Origin of the sequence: Parabacteroides sp. AF17-28, from assembly GCF_003479205.1 — a bacterium.
Lineage (GTDB): Bacteria > Bacteroidota > Bacteroidia > Bacteroidales > Tannerellaceae > Parabacteroides > Parabacteroides acidifaciens.
Genome location: NZ_QUGV01000006.1, coordinates 187267 through 206084 on the forward strand (window position 1 = coordinate 187267; position 18818 = coordinate 206084).

Sequence of the window (18818 nt, forward strand, 5' to 3'; positions counted from 1 at the left end):
ACAGGATGGAAACATTTGCAATAGAAACAAAAGGACTGAGTATCGGCTACCTGTTGAAAGGCGGTAAGCGGAAGGTCGTGCACGATGATTTGAACCTGCAACTTGTTCCGGGAGAAGTCACCTGCCTGTTAGGGCTGAACGGAGCCGGAAAATCGACTTTGCTCCGTACACTCTGCGGTTTCCAGCCTCCGCTTGGCGGGGAAATCCGGTTGATGGGCAGGCCGCTATCCGATTATTCGCAAGCGAACTTTTCCCTGACAGTCGGTGTTGTATTGACAGAAAAGACAAATGCGGGGGGAATTACCGTGTATGAACTTGTCTCGTTGGGGCGTCATCCTTATACCGGTTTCTTCGGACAGTTGAAGAAGCAGGATCGTGAAATCATAGAACAGTCACTCGATGCCGCCGGTATCGCTCATAAAGCGCATAACTACGTCTCGGAACTGAGTGACGGAGAGCGGCAGAAAGCTATGATCGCCAAAGCTTTGGCGCAGCAGTGCCCGATTATTCTGCTGGATGAGCCGACTGCCTTTCTGGATGTGACCAGCCGCATCGAAACGATGGTCTTGCTGCATCGCCTGGCTGTCGAACAGGAAAAAGCAATTTTGCTTTCCACACACGACCTGGACTTAGCTATCCAGATGGGCGATTGCCTTTGGTTGCAGGAGAAAGGGCGTCCGATGGCTTGCGGAACACCTGAAGATTTGATTATGAGCGGGGCTTTTGAATCCTTTTTCGGAAAAGAAGGTATCGTGTTCGACCCTGCAACCGGAAAGCTGAATACCGAAGCGCCAACCTTGCCGATAGGTGTGGAGGGTGATTTCTTAGCTTCCTATTGGGTCGGGAATGCTCTGATCCGAAATGGATTTCGTCCTTCTCCGGTGAAAGAAGGACAGCTGAATGTCGATTGCCGGAGTCCGCATGAGCTGATTGTCACATTTCCGGATGGTGCGGCAAAGGTGCTTTCGACAGTTGCCGGTTTAGTAGAGGCGGTAAAAAGTCCATGGGCATGAAAAAAGAGTTTCCCGGGCATGGAAATAAATTTTCCCGGGCATGGAAGTTTATTTCCATCGGGAAGTAACAAAGGTTTAATTTAGATTTGAAGATATAAATATGGCAAACGAAATAACATGGCGGCTGGAGAATGAGAAGATCAGCCGATTATTGTTACATTACGCGATACCGGCAGTGATCGGTACAATGGTCAATGCGCTTTATAACATTGTAGACCGTATTTTCATCGGCCAGGGAGTTGGGCCGTTGGCAATGGCGGGGCTTACCTTGACATTCCCTATTTTGTTATTCCTTCAGGCATTCGGGATGCTGGTCGGTGCCGGTGCCGCAACACGTGTGTCCATCCATTTGGGGCGGAAAGCGAATGATATGGCGGAGAAAGTGTTGGGGAATGCTTTTACGCTTACTTTTCTTATCACAATCGTAACCGTAGTGCCTTGCATGATCTGGATGGAAGACCTTTTGCTCGCATTCGGTGGAAGCGAGCAGACGATTCCGTATGCGAAAGACTATTTGAATATCGTCGTTCCCGGTACGATCCTGACTTCGCTCAGCTTTGGCTTTAACGCCGTGATGCGCGCTTCCGGCTATCCGAAGAAAGCGATGTTTACCATGTTGATCGGGGCGGTGGCTAACGTTATTCTTGATCCGATCTTTATCTTTTGGCTGGATATGGGAATCAAGGGGGCGGCTGTTGCGACAATTATCTCGATGTTGCTTTGTACGCTCTTTGTGATGAACCATTTTGTACAGAAAGACAGTATCGTGCGTTTCCATAGGGGAACGTTCCGTCTGGAACGCCATGTGGTGTGGAATATCCTGACGATCGGTGTCTCGCCGTTTGCCATGCAGCTGGCGGGCAGTCTGGTTGTCGTAATTCAGAATTATGCCTTGAAACAGCACGGAGGAGATTTGGCATTGGGGGCGAACGGCATTATTTCCAGTGTCGGGATGCTTTTAGTCATGTTGGTTATCGGGATTGCACAAGGAATGCAGCCGATTGTCGGTTATAATTTCGGGGCAAAGAAATACGACCGGGTGCAGGAGACGCTGCGCTTAGTCATCATTGCGGCCACTATCATTATGGGGATCGGCTGTTTCTGTAGCGTGGTATTTCCGAAACTGATAGCCCGTGCTTTTACGAACGATCCGGCCTTGCTGGATGTGACGGCAAACGGTTTGCTGGTGTTCATTGTGGTCGGTTCGCAGATATCGATCAGCCAGTTTTTCCAGAGTATCGGGATTGCCTGGAAAGCTATGTTTTTGAGTCTGAGCCGTCAGGTCCTGTTCCTGATACCGGCCATGTTGCTGTTCTCCCGTTTCTGGGGCTTGGATGGCGTCTGGTATGCGGCTCCCTTTTCCGATTTCATTGCGGCGGTCACGGCTTGGCTGTTTCTTTGGTATCATGTTAAAAACATGAAAAGTAAGGGCTTGGGTTGAACTTTTTGTTATCTTGGTTGTCTACTATATAAAAGTAGATTGATTAGGTTATAACTAAAAGAATAAGAAGTATGAAAAGAGTATTATTATTACTGTCAATCCTGCTCTTTAGCGCGGGAACCATGATGGCCCAGCAGGATAAAGCTGCCGATAAGGCTGCCAAGAAAGCGGAAAAAGAAGCTAAGAAAGCTGCTGAAGCAGCAGAACAGATGGCCTTGTTCGAACAGGGCGTGCAAGCACTGAAAGAAAAAGATTTTGTATTGGAAGCCGAACGTGTCGAATTTAAACGCGGACGATTTGTTTATGTCACCCCGAGTACGAACTTCGTTTCTATGAAGGGAGACAGGGCTACGATTCAGTTGTCATTCAATACTGCCGCTGCCGGTCCTAACGGTATCGGAGGCATTACGGTGGACGGTAGCGCCTCGAATGTCGAAATGAAGACCGATAAGAAAGGAAATGTCACACTCAACATGATGGTGCAAGGTGTCGCCGTTTCTGCAAATGTGACTATCCGCATGGTGAAAGGAACGAATAAATGTACGGCGACTGTCAGTCCGAACTTCAACAGCAACCGTATCTCGTTTACCGGTTACCTCTATCCTTCGGATCAGTCCAATGTCTTTAAGGGACGTTCGATCTAAGTTTTTTCGTACGCAAAACCAGTCCCTGTCCCATAAATATAGAGTAGGCATCCTTTTGGAAAGCGGTCAGCATCTCTTTCCAAAAGGATGCCTATTCTTTTTGAAGGAATGTACAGCATTTTGTATCTTTGTTCTCGTAAATTATTCTTTATATATTTAGTTATGCAGTTAGCAATAGATCAGAAAGACATCGATAAGTTCCTGATGGTAGGCGATAAAGTGCTTATCAAGCCGAAGAATCCGCAAAGCCAGACGAAGTCGGGCCTGTATTTGCCGCCTACCGTTCAGCAGGAAAAGATACAGAGCGGATATATCATTAAAGTCGGCCCTGGTTTTCCGCTTCCTTCGCAGAGCGAGGAGCACGAAGTCTGGGAAAAGAAGAAGGACGGGGAAGTGCATTACCTGCCTTTGCAGGCACACGAGGGCGACCTGGCTGTGTTTCTACAGAATACGGCTTATGAAATCAATTTTAACGAGGAAAAGTTCCTGATTGTTCCGCATTCGGCCATCCTGATGCTGATCCGTGATGAAGGTTTGTTCGAATAAGTCCTTTTTGTTTGGCAAAATACTATGATTTTCGGTTTTTAAATGTATTTTTGCAACCAAATCAACAAAACAATCTATCAATAGTAGCGATTATAATGAATAAAATTGTAAGTAAAGAGCATTTCTCTGCCAACGTGGTGAAACTGGAGGTAGAGGCTCCTCTGATCGCCCGCTCCCGTAAGGCAGGCCACTTTGTTATCGTGAAGGTAGGGGAAAAGGGAGAACGCATTCCCCTCACTATCGCCGGAGCTGATACGACTAAAGGAACGATCACACTCGTGATTCAGGCTGTAGGCGGTTCGTCAAAGAAGATCTGTGAACTGAATGTCGGTGATTATATTACCGACCTGGTAGGTCCGTTGGGACAGGCTACCCATATCGAGAAAGTCGGAACAGTCGTTTGTGCCGGTGGCGGTGTGGGAGTAGCGCCTTTGTTGCCTATTGTCGAGGCTTTCCATAAGGCCGGAAACCGCGTGATCGTGGTGTTGGCTGCCCGTACGAAAGACCTGGTTATCCTGGAAGAACAGATGCGTGCTAATTCCGATGAAGTGATTGTGATGACAGACGATGGTTCTTACGGCACGAAAGGATTGGTAACGAATGGGGTCGAGAGTGTCATCAACCGGGAAAAAGTGGATCTGTGTGTGACGATCGGCCCGGCTATTATGATGAAGTTTGTCTCTGCCCTGACGAAGAAATATGAAATACCGACGGTCGCCTCCCTGAATACGATCATGGTAGACGGAACCGGAATGTGCGGCGCCTGTCGTATCACGGTCGGTGGAAAGACCAAGTTCGTGTGTGTGGACGGTCCCGAGTTCGACGCCCACCAGGTGGACTTCGACGAGATGCTGATGCGCCTCGGTGCTTATAAAGATATTGAAAAGAAATAACAAAACCACGGTAAACAAATGACAACAGAAGAACTGATCGCCGCCCGTCGTGCCGAACCCTGGAGGGAAGCACTGCGGAAAAGCAAAAAAAATAAAGAACGCACGGATATTCCCCGTGTGGAGATGAATGAACTGGATGCGGAATACCGCAGCCATACCCGCCTGGAAGAGGTGAACCTCGGTTTGACGGCGGAACAGGCCGTGCAGGAAGCGCAGCGTTGCCTGGACTGTCCGAATCCGACTTGTATGCAAGGATGTCCGGTAAGTATCAATATCCCGACTTTTGTCAAGAACATCGAACGGGGCGAGTTCTTAGAAGCGGCCAAAGTGCTGAAAGAAACCAGTGCCCTGCCTGCCGTTTGCGGTCGCGTATGCCCGCAGGAAAAGCAGTGCGAAAGCAAATGTATTCACTTGAAGATGGGAAAACCGGCTGTCGCTATCGGGTATCTGGAACGCTTTGCGGCCGATTACGAGCGTGAAAGCGGTAACATCTCCGTGCCTGAAGTGGCGGAAAAGAATGGTATTAAGATTGCGGTTGTCGGCTCCGGCCCTGCCGGTCTTTCCTTTGCCGGCGATATGGCGAAACGCGGGTATGATGTGACGGTTTTCGAAGCGTTGCATGAGATCGGAGGCGTACTGAAATATGGTATTCCCGAATTCCGCTTGCCGAATAAGATTGTGGATGTCGAGATAGACGGCTTGCGTAAGATGGGCGTGCAGTTCCTGACAAACTGTATTGTCGGTAAGACGATCAGCTATGAAGACTTGCATGCCGATGGTTTCAAAGGTATCTTTGCCGCCAGTGGAGCCGGACTGCCGAACTTTATGGATATACCGGGCGAGAACCTGGTCGGCGTTATGTCGTCCAATGAATACCTGACACGTGTCAACCTGATGGATGCAGCCAACCCTGAAAGCGATACGCCTGTATTGCAGGGTAAGAAGGTGGCGGTTATCGGTGGCGGTAACACGGCGATGGACTCTGTCCGTACGGCCCGCCGTCTGGGTGCCGAGCGTGCCATGATCGTGTACCGTCGTAGTGAAGAAGAAATGCCTGCCCGCCTGGAAGAGGTAAAACATGCCAAAGAGGAGGGTGTAGAGTTTATGACTTTGCATAACCCGGTTGAATATATCGGCGACGAACGCGGCCGTGTCAAACAGATGCGCCTGCAGAAGATGGAACTGGGCGAACCGGATGCTTCCGGACGCCGTCGTCCTGTGCCTGTCGAGGGAGCGATCGAAACGATCGATGTGGACGAAGTGATTGTCAGTGTCGGTGTTTCCCCGAACCCGCTTATCCCGCGTGCCTTCCAAGGGCTGGAAGTAAGTCGCAAGGGTACGATCGTGGTAAACGAAGAAAGCATGCGTTCGACGCTGCCTGATGTATATGCCGGCGGCGATATTGTCCGTGGCGGCGCAACCGTAATCCTGGCAATGGGAGACGGTCGCAAGGCGGCTGCGGCGATGGATGCGGCTTTGAGAGGATAATTGATATTCAATATGGAGAAGGGACATGGACTTTACGTCTGTGTCCCTTTCTTTTTTATCCGTTTAACCAAGCTTTCTCCCTTGAAATAGATGATTAATGAACTGACAATGATCAGCATACCGGTGACAGTGCTGAACGTCGGATATTCATCGGCCAGCATGATCCAACTCAGGACAGCTCCCAGTATGGGATTGATAAGGCGGCACATATTGAGGTCCGACACTTTGCTTTTCGCATCTTGCAACGCCATGAACCAGAAACTGAAGGCAAAGACGGAAATAAAGACCAATACGCCGAGACTGATGTAGAATCCTGCCGGTTTGCCGATAAAAGGATGGAAGCCTTCAACAGACACTCCGACAATGTAAATAAGCAATCCGCCGAAGAACATCTGAACCGCATTCAGAAATATCGGATTTACCTTCCCCTTATCTTCAGAAACAGATATGGCCGAATAGCCTTGCAAAATGATATTGAGCAGTAGGAGAACGACGCCGGCAATGCCTTTTGTGTCCAGCGGCTTGCCGTCGCTTCCCATCCCGATAATCAGGAACAGGCCGATTAAACTGACCAGCAGGCTACAGGTCTTATAAATATTCAGTTTGTCATTGCGGGCGATGAGGTGGGCAAGCAGGACATTGATGAGAGGTGTCATCCCCATGATTATGGAAGAGATGGCTCCGCTGACGAAGTCCACGCCTATATAAAAGGCTGTATATCCTAAAAACATATTGATTAGAATCAGGTTAAGGAATAGCCTGCTGTTTTGTTTGATCTCCCGCCACATCCCTTTATGCCAGGTGTAGGCAAATAGAATGATGCCGACCAGCGTAAACCGTATTCCGGCAAAATTCATCGGAGTAAAATCATAACTGAGTCCTTGCTTGATGAATGGCGTTACAATAGCCCACAGAACGGAAGCGATGATTGCATAAAGGAGTCCCTTCTTCATAATGAGTATCGTTTATTTCGATGTTAGTTTTTTGTTATAGTAAAAAGCCCCGCTATTCCTGAGAATAACGAGGCCTTTTGGAAGCGAGCGGAAGACGGGACTCGAACCCGCGACCCTAACCTTGGCAAGGTTATGCTCTACCAACTGAGCTACTTCCGCAAAATGTAATCTGTTGAGACGCACGGCCGTGCGTCTGTACCGTACTCGAAGCGGGACTTGAACCCGCACAGCCGCAATGGCCAAAGGATTTTAAGTCCTTCGTGTCTACCGATTCCACCATTCGAGCATCCCTTTCTCTTAAGAGATGAGCGGAAGACGGGACTCGAACCCGCGACCCTAACCTTGGCAAGGTTATGCTCTACCAACTGAGCTACTTCCGCGTTGTTGCATTGTTTTCGTTTGCGAGTGCAAAGGTAGATGATTTTTTTGTTTCTGCAAATATTTGGACAGGAAAATTAGTAATTTCTTATATAAAGTTTATTACCCATAGGGGTTACAGGATATTGTTGTAAGTAACTTTTACTGGGACCTTCTATTGGATTTCCAATACCGTTTAAGATTTCGTATTTACTTCCACATTTTGGACAGATTGCATATATTTTGTTTTCATCTACTTCAACCTTTATATTGGCTAGGGCTTCGTAGGGGCAAGCTGCATCAAAGGCATAATAAGCATCAGCTGCTCCACCGTTGTTGTTGAGTCCATGATATACTAAGACTCCACCAAAACCTGTCTTTTCTCCAGCTTGATCAATATTCGATTGTGTATATATCTTATATGCCTGCATATCTTTTAATGCACGATCTTGAAAAGTTAAATCCAGTTCAAGATAAACAGGGCAATAAGGAATAGTTGTCTCTATTGTTTTAGTACACGATAGAGCCAATAATACAAGTAAGCAGGATAAAAATCGTTTCATCGTTTATTCGGATAACAGCTGTTGTTCAGCTTCGTTTACTCTATTAAACGCGAAACCGTCCACAATATTTTGCATTAGGGCGGAAATCTGATCATTGCACAGATTACCGATACTTCCTTCATGCGTATGGCTGACTTCCTTAACAGGGGTAAACTTTCCGGCTTCGATGTTCAGGCCGACCTGCTTGTAGGCATCCCGGAAAGGCACGCCTTCGAGTACGAGGCGGTTGACCTCTTCTACGCTGAAAAGAAGTGCGTATTTGTCGTCGTCCAGGATATGCTCGTTCACTTTCACCTCCCGCATCATATGCGTAACCATACGGAGGCAGTCCTTCAGTTCGTCGAAGGAGGGAAGGAATACTTCCTTTATGATTTGCAGGTCGCGGAAGTAACCCGACGGAAGATTGTTGCTGATCAGCGTGATCTGTTGGGGTAATCCCTGTAGCTTGTTACATTTGGCGCGTGTCAGCTCGAATACGTCCGGATTCTTTTTATGCGGCATGATGCTGGAACCTGTCGTAAACTGGTCCGGCAACTTGATAAAGCCGAAGTTCTGGCTGTTGAACATGCAGGCATCAAAAGCTAATTTGGATAGTGTGGCGGCAATGCCCGCCATAGCGAAAGCTACGGTGCGTTCCATCTTGCCACGTCCCATCTGTGCATACACGACGTTATAGTCGAGCGAGTCGAAGCCAAGCAAATCTGTTGTCATCTGGCGCTTCAGCGGGAAAGAAGATCCATATCCGGCGGCAGAGCCGAGCGGGTTACGGTTGCAAACCTTATAGGCTGCCTGCATCAGTTGCAGGTCGTCGGCGAGGCTTTCGGCATAAGCGCCGAACCAAAGTCCGAACGATGACGGCATGGCGATCTGTAAATGCGTATATCCGGGAAGCAGTACCTCTTTATACCGGTTACTCTGCGAGATCAACACCTCGAACAGGCCGGATACGAGTTCTACTATTTCCTGTATCTGCGCGCGGGTGAAGAGTTTCAGGTCCAGCAACACCTGGTCGTTACGCGACCGGCCGCTGTGTATCTTTTTTCCCGTATCACCCAAGCGGCGTGTCAGCATCAGTTCCACCTGCGAGTGGACATCTTCCACACCCTCTTCAATGACAAACCGGCCGCTGTCGGCAACGGCATAAATATTCTTCAGTTCGGCAAGCAGGACGGTCAGTTCCTCCCGGGTAAGCAGTCCGATGCTTTCCAACATAGTGATATGAGCCATCGAGCCAAGCACATCGTACTTAGCCAGATAGAGATCCATCTCCCGGTCTTTACCTACCGTAAAGGTATCCACTTCCTGGTCTACCTGAACATTTTTTTCCCAAAGTTTCTGAGCCATTAAAAATACAATTAATAAGGCAGGGATGCCAACAGTGTCGATATCTTATCGACTGCATCCTGCAACGGTTTTGATACCATTGGCTTGATAAACGGATTCAGATCGGCGCGGACGGTCATTTTCATCCGTGTGTCATTCTCTTCCATCTGTTTCAGCTGTATCCAGAGGAACAGGGGGACGGGAGAATTCGTTGTCGTGAACTTGATCGTCTTGTTCGGTTCGCGTTCTACGATCTGGAAGGTTATCTTACCTACGGGTGCGACGTTGAAACTGCAAGAGTCTTTGTCGAACTCGAAATCTTTTATCTTATCTTGAGGTATGCGCTCCTGCACCTTTTCCAGGTTGGAGAGGTCGGACAGCATATTAAAAATACGATCCTCATTAAAGGGGATCGCTTTTACTTCACTAACAAATTCAGTCATTCTGTTTCAATTATACTCCCGGATTCCAGTTAGCCGGGTCTTTGCGCCATTCCTGAAGGATCGCGATTTCGGACTCGTCGATGTAATCCGTACGCAAAGCCTCTTCTAAGACTGCGTCGTAGTTACTCAGCGTTGTCAAAGTTACTTTTGCATCTCTGAAAGCTTCTACAGCAACAGGGAAACCATACGTGAAGATCGCAACCATACCGGCTACATCGCAACCGAAATTACGAACGGCCTGTACTGCTTTCAAACTGCTGCCGCCTGTAGAAACCAAATCTTCAACAATCACAACCTTTGAACCCGGTTTCAGTTCACCTTCGATCAGGTTTTCCAACCCATGATCTTTAGGAGTGGAGCGGATATATACGAACGGCAGGCCCAACAGGTCGGCTACCAATGCTCCCTGAGCAATAGCTCCGGTTGCAACACCGGCGATAGCATCGGCATTTTCGTATTTTTCGCTGATTGTCCGAGCCAGTTCCAACTTGATGAAACTTCTGATTTCCGGATAGGAAAGCGTTTTTCTGTTGTCATTGTAGATTGGTGATTTCCAACCGGATGCCCATGTGAAAGGATTGGCCGGCTGCAGTTTAACCGCCTTAATCTTTAATAATCTCTCTGCTACTAATCTTTCCAGTGTTTTCATACAACCTAATAAATATAATATGTTTATATCAGTCCGCAAAGGTAGATAAAGGGAATGAGATAACCTTGTAGTTCTTGAAAAAAATAAGCCATACATATTGTATAACAGGTTTCCGGCAAATTCGTGTTTCTCAGGCGATGGTTATCCCCAAAAAACTGATCCGGATATCTGGAACCGCCTGTATTGCAGCGGCACAGGCAAGGAATGTCGAGCCGGTTGTGATCACGTCGTCCACCAATAGGGCATGCCTGTTTTTCAATGCTTCGGAGTCGTTCAGCCGGAAGATATTTTCTACGTTTTTCTGCCGTTCGTACACTTGCTTGCGTGTCTGGCTTTCCGTCTTTTTGATGCGGGCAACAGAGGTGGTGTCGACCGGTATTCCGGTGACGGATTGAATGCCCCGTGCAATCCATTCCGACTGATTATATCCCCTTTGTTTCAGCCTTTCCGGATGAAGAGGAACGGGGAGCAGGACATCGACCGTGTCAAACAGCCCGGCTTTCTGATAAGCGATTGCAGCCATGCGGCCCAATTGATATCCTAACTCCTTATTTCCGTGATATTTCAGGGAGTGGATCAGCTTTTGCCCGTATCCTCCATGCTCGAAACGGAGCAGGGCGGTGGCGGCGACAAAAGGGACTTTCCCTTCGAACAACTGGCAGGCTGCGTTCGTCTCCAAGTCCGTGAAATGCGTATAAGGCAAATTGTTCGAGCAATGCAGGCAGATATGTTCTTCCCCTTTTATCAAAGGTGTCTGGCAGAGCAGGCACAGTCGCGGGAAGAAAAGGTTCAGGAGGTCATTCAAAAGTGTCTTCATCATAGTCATTCCCGTTGAAAAGCTGCTTCAGGCAACGGCTTGTGTCCCGTCCCTCGAATCCGCGTCCGGCGGCGAAACGGAGTAGTTTGATGTAAGTCTCCCGTTCGTCTTTGCCCCGGGTTGTTTTCTTTTTGCTTTTCAAGAGGGAGAACAGGATATCCTGATATTCCTGTTCGTCTATGCCGGCTAATGCTTCCGTGCGGATATCCGCCGGAATGCCTTTCCTTTGGAGTTCATAGCTGATTTTGATACGTCCCCATTTGTTGAAGCGCAGTTTGTCATTTACGAAATAACGGGCAAAGCGGCTTTCGTCGATGAAACGTTCTTTCAGCAGGCGGGCGATGATGCGGTCGCTTTCTTCCCCGGTCAACCCCGCCGCTTTGATTTTCTTTTCCACATCCTGGATGCAACGTTCGGCGGCAGAACAATAGGCGGCTGCCCGGTGAAGCATTTCAGGTTCGCTGAGTTGCTTCATTTCCGTGCTTTTACGATCCGGTCTTTGCCGGATAAATCCTGGATCAGTTCGATGTCTTTATAACCTTCTTCCTCGAGCATTTCGACGACCATCGAGCCGTAGGCGGCATTGATTTCGAAATAGAGCCTTCCGTTCCTTCTCAGTTTTTTCTTACCGAAATGGGCAATGTGCCAATAGTACAGCAGCGGGTCGTTGTCCGGCACGAAGAGGGCGATATGCGGTTCGTAGTCGAGCACGTTCCTTTCCATATCGATCTTTTCCTCTTCCTTAATATAAGGAGGATTGCTGACGATGACATCCAGTATGAACGGGATGTCCATTTCCGCTTTTTCGGGGTTCAGGATATCTGTCTGGATAAAAGTAATCGTAGCGTTGTTGCGTTTGGCGTTCCTGCGAGCCGTGTCCAATGCTTCGGCCGAGATATCTGTTGCGATAATGCTGGCTTGCTTCAGGTGTTTGCGCAGCGTGACGGCGATACAGCCGCTGCCTGTACCGATATCCAATATTTTTATCTTTTTCCCTTCGTTGTCGATGATGACCTGTTCGACCAGCTCTTCCGTTTCCGGCCGTGGTATCAGGACAGACGGGTTCACTTCGAATTGCAGGCTGTAGAAATCGGCTGTGCCTAATATATATTGTATAGGCTCCATTTCCTTCAGCCGTTCGACGATCTCGTGAATCCGGTTCTTTTCGGCTTCGGGCAGTACCTTATCTTTACAGAATAGAAAATGATGCGGCTGGATATTACTCACCCGCTCCATGATCAGACGGACCAGGCTACTGATCTCGGAAGGCGGATACAAGTCCTTCAAAGATTCTTTTATATATGCGAGGGTTTCAGTCATATAATTCTATTTTTCTGCAAAAATACGGATTTAATCTGGACTAACAAAGATCTGTTACTTTTGGCTTGACCCAAAAGTAACCAAAAAGTCAAGGCCGAACCTGCTTCGCTACTCCGTTCCCTTCGTTCGCTGTCGCGTCGTAAGGGTCGTTCGCGAACGACCCCTACAGCAGACGCTCCTGCCGCTCACTGCGGTCTCTGCGCTTAACGCTCACCAGCTTAGGCCGGAAGTAGAGCCTGACGGCTCTGTTGAGGATTATGATACCGTCTGTTCCTTTGCGATCCCGCATCGAGTGCGGGAATGGAAATTACAATAACCCTCTTTTCGTCCGTTTTTCTATTTCGTCCAAAATCTTGATCGATTTTGAATTGACTCTTTTCACGGTTTAAGCTCTGCTTTCTGACAATCGGAAAAACGAGGTGCGCAGCCCGTTCCGGAAAGTGTGCAATTTGATTACCGAAAACCGGAAACACCGGCAAAGTGATAAAGCTTAACTCCCGGAGAATCGAATATTTGCGAACGAAGACGGACGGCGTTCCAAATATCTAAAGGAAATTTTGGGGGCTTGTTGCCGTGAGGTGCGCAGAAAATTGCCGTGAAGTAACGCTTCATCGCTCTGAAGGGTGACTTCGTACTATATGAAGTCCGACTTCAGGGCAATAAAGTCCCGGATCAGAGCGATAAAGTCCCTCTTCATGGCGATAAGGTGCCTGATCATAGGAAAAAGCCCCTTTTTGACGGCTGAAAAGTGGGTTGACATTTGTTTGAATTAGGGGACCTTTCGAGCTCAAAAAATGCGTTTTTTACAATAACCCCTCTGCCGCAGGCTCTCTTTTGCCTTTTCGTTTTAAAGAACGGTTTTAGAGCTTAGAGGCAAAGCCTCTTCCTCTGTGGGCTTTAGCCCCATTAATAGAGATTGCCTGTAGATATTTGAAAGGGGTTTAAACCCGCAGAGGAATCCGGCAAAGCCGGGAATTTATCAATCCGTTGATTGAAATCAACGGCAAAAGAGAGCCTGCGGCAAGGGGGCTTATTGTAAAAAACGCATCTTTCAAGTCCAAAAGACATCCGAAACAAAACAAATGTTAATCCGCTTTTTGGGCCTCAAAAAGGGACTTTTTCCTCCTTTTCGAGCGTTTTCCGCCATTACGACCGTCCTCTTTGCCATTACGACCGTGCTAATGTGTAGTGCACTCGGCACCTCGCGAAGATTAGGACGGTCGTAATGGCGATTTGGACGGTCGTAATTGAAAAGAGGACCATCTTAAGGGCAAAAAAGCACCTGAATTTCCTTTGGATATTTGGAACGCCGTCCGTTTTATTTTCAAATATTCGATTCTCCGGGAGTTAAGCTTTATCACTTTGTCGGCGTTTCCGCTTTTGGGTAATCAAATTGCACGCTTTTGGGAACGGACTGCGCACCTCGTTTTTCCGATTGTCAGAAAGGGGAGCTTAAACCGTGAAAAGAGTCAATCCAAAATCGATCAAGATTTCGGACGAAATAGAAAAATAGTCGAAAATGGGGGTTATTGTAATTTGTCAGGTTTGCAGAAGATTCAAAACTTGCCATATATAAAACAAACAGGATTCTATACCTGTGGAAACAGCAATAAAAATAATTTCATTTTTATTCACTCTATCTGCAATATTTGTCTACCTTTGCCAAAGAAGTGTTAATAGTAACAACTAAAACAATTAATTATGAACAAATTTATCAATCCCTTCTCGGATTTTGGCTGGAAGAAAATTTTCGGCAGCGAAGTAAGCAAAGATCTCATTATCAGTTTTCTAAACGAAGTGATTCAACAGGAAGTGATTGTCGACATCACATTCCGGAATGTCGAGATGCTCGGTTTGAAGCAGGATCAGCGACGTGCCGTTTTCGATATTTTCTGTGAAAACGAAAAAGGAGAAGTCTTCATTTGTGAGATGCAGAAAAGCCGTCAGAAGTATTTCTCCGACAGGGTGTTGTATTATGCTTCGTTCGCCATTCAGCAACAGTCCATGATCGTAAAGGAAAAGTTAGAAAAAGAACCGGACGAAAAGATCCGGAAACGGTGGAACTATCAGATTAGTAAAGTCTACGTCGTCTGCGTCCTGAACTATGTAATGGAACCGTCATTGCCCCATAAATATCGTTGGGATGTAGTGCGTATGGACCGGGAACTGAAAGTCCCGTTTAGCGAAACACTGAATGAGATCTATCTTGAAATGCCAAAATTTGTATTACCTTTGCATGAGTGCGACACGCTTTATAAGAAGTGGTTATACGTTTTAAATAACATCGAGATCATGGAACGATTACCCCAAGAACTGAACAATCAGATATTCCGCAAGCTGAAAAGCATCGTGGAGGTAGAGCGCATGACCCCCGACCAACGCTTGGAATATGAATTGAGCCTCTCCGTCGAGCGCGACCTTTCTGCTGCCCTTGACACAAGTTTTGAAGATGGGATGGAGAAAGGCTTAGCAGAAGGCAAAATCGAAGAACAACGTCTTATTGCTGCCAATTTTAAAAAACAGGGGATCAATATTGAAACAATTGCGCAATGTACCGGTTTGTCGGTAGAGGAAATTAATGGATTGTGATTTATCAATGCTAACCAATTGAATCAGCCGGGGTGTTGCTTGTTCGATAACCCGGCTGATTTGTTTATTTCCTTATGTGCAGTGGCAGTGTGTCATATCTAATAAACCGGACGCAGATAACGTAGAATACGTAAATGAACGCTCTCCCGAAGAGCTGTGGTTTCAGGAATATGTTGCATAAACGGTATTGTTTCGTCCTGTAACCCATCTGTTTTGGAAAATTATGGGCGTTTTCCCTTGTTGATTCGGAAAACCTATTTACCTTTGCAACGATTCCGTAGTGGGCAGCGGCCCACGAAGCGCGGGATCAATTACATATTGTAAGCATTTTACGAAGATTATTCCAATTCAAAAATCTGGTAAATTTTTAGCTAAACGGAATAATAGACAGTAAATGCTTGCGCTGACTACGTATAACTTCACCTGCCATTTTATATGGGAGGAGTGTATTATATCGTATAAGGCGCGAGCTGTTGTTCTATTATTGTTTAGCGGGCTTACCAGAGCCTTTGAATTGATAATAGATAACACGCTCGCGTTTTTTTTATGCCCGTTCATAATCATTCGCGGGGGTGTTCTCACCCCCTTCGTGAAATTAGTTGTTGGATTTTTAAACACTATTTTATTAACAATTAATTTTTAATGATTATGAACAAGAGATTTTCTACTCTTTTGGCTGCCGCTCTGGTAGCCGGTGGATTGTCTACAAATGTGATGGCGGCAGATATTGCCACTACAGATTTGAAAGACGGTCAGTTCATCCATTTGTCAACGGCAACTGGTGGAACCACTTACCTGACAATGGATGCTAAAGGTGATTTTTCAACAGTAGACGCTTCAGATTGGTCTGGCAAGATTAACAGCTTGCTGGGTTCTCTTTGGCAGGTTAAGTTGATTCCTCATACTACTCAAGCTGGAACAACTTATACTTATTCATTTACAAACCGCTTGTCAGGCCAACTGTTGTCAGTTAAGTTGCAATCGGATGTCGATGGTGGCGGACGCTCTGAAAATATTACTGCTAATGAAAAAGGTGGTAACACAGAATGGGCTTATGCAGCAGGTAATGCTTTGTATGCAATAAAGGGTGATACTGTCTTCACGATTGGAACAAGTGGTAGTGCATTAACTTTTGGTGCAACTAAGGCTACAGCTGCTCAATCTAATACTACAATGTATTTGGGTGATGTTTCTGCTTCTGCTGTAACATTGAAAGCTTCCGACTTCAACGCTTTGGTAAAAGCAAATGCAGGTCGTTTATTCTTCACTGACGAAAATGTATCTTCTACTGAAAAGAATGTGTTGACGGCTAACAAGTGGGAAGCGGTTGATGCAAAAATGACTGATGGTGCATATGCAAGTAGTGGAACGTCTGTTCTTTTCCTAACTAACGGTAAAGAATATAAGAACCGTATGAACGATGCTATGGATGCTGCAGATAAAACGCAGAAAGAGTATCTGTTGGTAGACTACAACTTCTACGATCCAAGCAAAGAATTCAATGTATTGAAAGTTGATACAATTGCTGTAGAACCTACTTCTGATGCAGTTTCTAATTTCGATAAACGTACAGTTATAGCAAAACATCATCCGGCAACTGCAGCATTCACTGTAACTTATTACATTCCGAATGATTCTATGGTAATTGCTCCGGCTTATGTTCAGACTTCTATTCCTGTGGCAACTACTTTGGATGCTATGCATACTGCGTTGCCTACAGATGGAAAAATTGACGCTGTTAAAACAGTTGTCGACAAGTTGAAAACAGGCGTAACATTATTCTCTACTAAAGATAAAGCAACCGAATTCCCTGGAGGAACGAAATTTGCAGAGGTAAAGCAATTTACAGAGGCTGGAGCTTCTGGTTCTGCAAAAACAGGACAAGATTTGATTGACGCAGTAAAGAAGGCTATTAAGGAAATTACTTATTCGAAAGACGCTGCTGAGAAGAAAAAACAGGAAGCTTATGTCGCTAAAGTTAATGCTTATTTAACAGCTCTCAACGGCTTGGTTATTACAACCGTATCTACAAATAGTGCAGCAGCTCTTGTATCTACTTCTGCCATCAAAGACGGTGCAAACTACGCAGATGGTTTGAACTCTCTGACTGTTACTGCTGTTTCTCCTGCTAAGCAAGTAGTAATCCGTAAACTTTCTAACACGAAAGTTCTGACTATCGGTCAGATTACATCTACTACAGAAACTCACGGCAACTTGATCGCTACCATCAAAACATCCGATAAAGACGCCACTATCGGTGGTGACGCTACAATCGCTGAAGGTCTGTATTATGTAATTGACGCAGAGAAAGAAGAAAGTGCCAGTGTTGCTAACAAATATTATGGGTTGTACTTTGACGAAAGCCCGGTTAATGCTGCTAATTATGTAGCAAAAGCTCAGGCATTCAATCCGTATGCTCAATTCGTAGTTTCTAAGGCTGCCGGTGTAGACAAAGGTAATTACACTATTGAAAACCGTGCAACAGCAGATGCTAAATGGCAGGGTGTAACTAACGTTGTAGACAAAGACAACAACATATTTGCTATCAATGGTGACACCATCCAATTAGTTGCCGCTGACGACGTAGACGAAGACAACGCTTATATCGGTTTCAAATATATCACAGCTAACGATGCAAAGAACAACAAGTTCACCATCACTTCTGCTGCTGACGTATTGGCAGGACAGACGATCGTAATGGTAAAAGACTCCAGCTTGAAGATCGCTGAAGGCGAAATGCTGTTTACTTTGACTCCGAGTGCAGAAACTGAATATGGTGTAAACGAAGACTTGATAAATGTATCTTACACGATCTACAATGATGCCGACTCTACTTACCTGGTAAAGAAAGACGGTAACTATCGTTTCATCCACGAATCCAACATCGCTCCTGCTGATATCACTAAGTTCTACATGATCGCTGTCGATACTGATTCTACTTATGTTTTGGCTGACGGTTTAGACGAAGCTACTAAAATGGTTATCAGTACTCAGTACAAGACTATCTCTGCTATGGACTTGGACGAACGTAACGACATGTTCATCGTTAAACCGCAGGCTGCTCCTGCTTCTTACAAATCTCTGCCGAAACACGTACGCATCCAGGCTATCAATGGCGACTATGCTGCCGTTAACGCAAAGAACCAGGCTATCGCTGTCCGTGAAGGTGATTTGAAGGCTGATGCTTATGACAACTTAGACTTTATCTTCTGGTTGGATACAGCACATTATGAAAATGCTGCTCCTTACACTTACTACATCACGAAGGGTGTTAAGGCTGCTGAAGAAGTGGCTGCAAGCAGACTGTACATGTGGAACTCCGTGGACTCTGCTGCTGCAAAGGATGCAAACAAAGAACTTCCGTATGTCTATGGTGCAGGTGCAAACCGCGTAATGTTCCGCACTGCTTCTATCATGGCTCAGGATACATTGTTAGTTCCGACTATGGATGCTGCTGCTAAGATCGACACTGTATCTATCGCTGCTAAACTTGCCGGTTCAGCCGATGGTTTGAAGCATAATGTTAAAGCTGGTGTTAAGAACTTCCAGTTCAGCTTCGAATTTGCAAGCAAAGATGCAGATAACGAATACAACATCGTATGCCAGAATAACAACGGTAAGAACTATGTTCATAACATCAACGGTGTATTGGCAATGGGTCCGAAAGAAGATGCAGTTGTCGTAAACGTTCTTAACGTAACTCCGGAAGACGAAGCTGCAACAGGTAACGAAACGATCAACGCTGAAGGCGTAACGGTTATCGCTGCTAACGGTGGTGT

15 protein-coding genes, 3 tRNA genes and 1 pseudogene are annotated in these 18818 nt (G+C 46.3%); 8 read left to right on the forward strand and 11 right to left on the reverse strand.

What is annotated here, in order from left to right; translation table 11 throughout:
• Window positions 1-5 precede the first annotated feature (5 nt).
• From DWW90_RS06330 to gltA, 6 genes are all read left to right on the forward strand, one after another.
• Entirely contained in the window at window positions 6-1013 is a 1008-nt protein-coding gene (locus DWW90_RS06330; RefSeq protein WP_115500950.1) for an ABC transporter ATP-binding protein, read from the forward strand.
• Window positions 1014-1113: 100 nt separating this feature from the next.
• On the forward strand, window positions 1114-2454 hold the full coding sequence (locus tag DWW90_RS06335; protein WP_122344382.1) for an MATE family efflux transporter: 1341 nt from the start codon (window positions 1114-1116) through the stop codon (window positions 2452-2454).
• 71 nt (window positions 2455-2525) lie between these two features.
• Window positions 2526-3098, forward strand: coding sequence for a DUF4251 domain-containing protein (locus DWW90_RS06340; protein ID WP_115500940.1), 573 nt, complete (start codon window positions 2526-2528; stop codon window positions 3096-3098).
• 162 nt (window positions 3099-3260) lie between these two features.
• Entirely contained in the window at window positions 3261-3644 is a 384-nt protein-coding gene (locus tag DWW90_RS06345; protein ID WP_115500949.1) for a co-chaperone GroES family protein, read from the forward strand.
• 95 nt (window positions 3645-3739) lie between these two features.
• Window positions 3740-4537, forward strand: coding sequence for a sulfide/dihydroorotate dehydrogenase-like FAD/NAD-binding protein (locus tag DWW90_RS06350; protein ID WP_122344383.1), 798 nt, complete (start codon window positions 3740-3742; stop codon window positions 4535-4537).
• 18 nt (window positions 4538-4555) lie between these two features.
• Entirely contained in the window at window positions 4556-6025 is a 1470-nt protein-coding gene (gene gltA / locus DWW90_RS06355; RefSeq protein ID WP_122344384.1) for an NADPH-dependent glutamate synthase, read from the forward strand.
• Window positions 6026-6057: 32 nt separating this feature from the next.
• Here gltA and DWW90_RS06360 read toward each other — a convergent pair whose 3' ends face one another.
• The 11 genes from DWW90_RS06360 to prmC form a co-directional block, all read right to left on the reverse strand.
• Window positions 6058-6978, reverse strand: a complete 921-nt coding sequence (locus tag DWW90_RS06360) for a DMT family transporter (protein WP_122344385.1) — start codon at window positions 6976-6978, stop codon at window positions 6058-6060.
• Between the two features lie 86 nt (window positions 6979-7064).
• Window positions 7065-7137 (reverse strand) — tRNA-Gly (locus DWW90_RS06365).
• 42 nt (window positions 7138-7179) lie between these two features.
• Window positions 7180-7264: transfer RNA gene (locus DWW90_RS06370), tRNA-Leu, on the reverse strand.
• Between the two features lie 21 nt (window positions 7265-7285).
• Window positions 7286-7358, reverse strand: a tRNA-Gly gene (locus tag DWW90_RS06375).
• A gap of 75 nt (window positions 7359-7433) precedes the next feature.
• Entirely contained in the window at window positions 7434-7898 is a 465-nt protein-coding gene (locus tag DWW90_RS06380; protein ID WP_122332482.1) for a (2Fe-2S)-binding protein, read from the reverse strand.
• A 3-nt stretch (window positions 7899-7901) separates the two neighbouring features.
• Window positions 7902-9242: an argininosuccinate lyase gene (gene argH / locus DWW90_RS06385; protein ID WP_122344386.1), complete on the reverse strand. Its 1341-nt coding sequence runs from the start codon at window positions 9240-9242 to the stop codon at window positions 7902-7904.
• A gap of 11 nt (window positions 9243-9253) precedes the next feature.
• Entirely contained in the window at window positions 9254-9664 is a 411-nt protein-coding gene (locus DWW90_RS06390) for an SRPBCC family protein (RefSeq protein ID WP_122344387.1), read from the reverse strand.
• 10 nt (window positions 9665-9674) lie between these two features.
• Window positions 9675-10313 carry an orotate phosphoribosyltransferase gene (gene pyrE, locus DWW90_RS06395; protein WP_115500935.1) on the reverse strand — a complete coding sequence of 213 codons (639 nt, stop codon included), beginning with the start codon at window positions 10311-10313 and terminating at the stop codon, window positions 9675-9677.
• A 130-nt stretch (window positions 10314-10443) separates the two neighbouring features.
• Window positions 10444-11133: a ComF family protein gene (locus DWW90_RS06400; RefSeq protein WP_233547656.1), complete on the reverse strand. Its 690-nt coding sequence runs from the start codon at window positions 11131-11133 to the stop codon at window positions 10444-10446.
• Window positions 11111-11605 carry a regulatory protein RecX gene (locus DWW90_RS06405; protein ID WP_122344389.1) on the reverse strand — a complete coding sequence of 165 codons (495 nt, stop codon included), beginning with the start codon at window positions 11603-11605 and terminating at the stop codon, window positions 11111-11113. Before DWW90_RS06405 ends, DWW90_RS06400 begins: the two co-directional genes overlap by 23 nt.
• Window positions 11602-12450: a peptide chain release factor N(5)-glutamine methyltransferase gene (gene prmC / locus DWW90_RS06410; RefSeq protein ID WP_122344390.1), complete on the reverse strand. Its 849-nt coding sequence runs from the start codon at window positions 12448-12450 to the stop codon at window positions 11602-11604. The genes DWW90_RS06405 and prmC overlap by 4 nt, the downstream gene beginning before the upstream one ends.
• Window positions 12451-14151: 1701 nt before the next feature.
• Here prmC and DWW90_RS06420 point away from each other — a divergent pair.
• The gene (locus tag DWW90_RS06420; RefSeq protein ID WP_122344392.1) at window positions 14152-15039 is read left to right on the forward strand and encodes an Rpn family recombination-promoting nuclease/putative transposase; all 888 of its coding nucleotides are present in this window, start codon (window positions 14152-14154) and stop codon (window positions 15037-15039) included.
• A gap of 648 nt (window positions 15040-15687) precedes the next feature.
• A pseudogene (locus tag DWW90_RS06430) lies at window positions 15688-18818 on the forward strand (hypothetical protein); the annotation flags it as partial.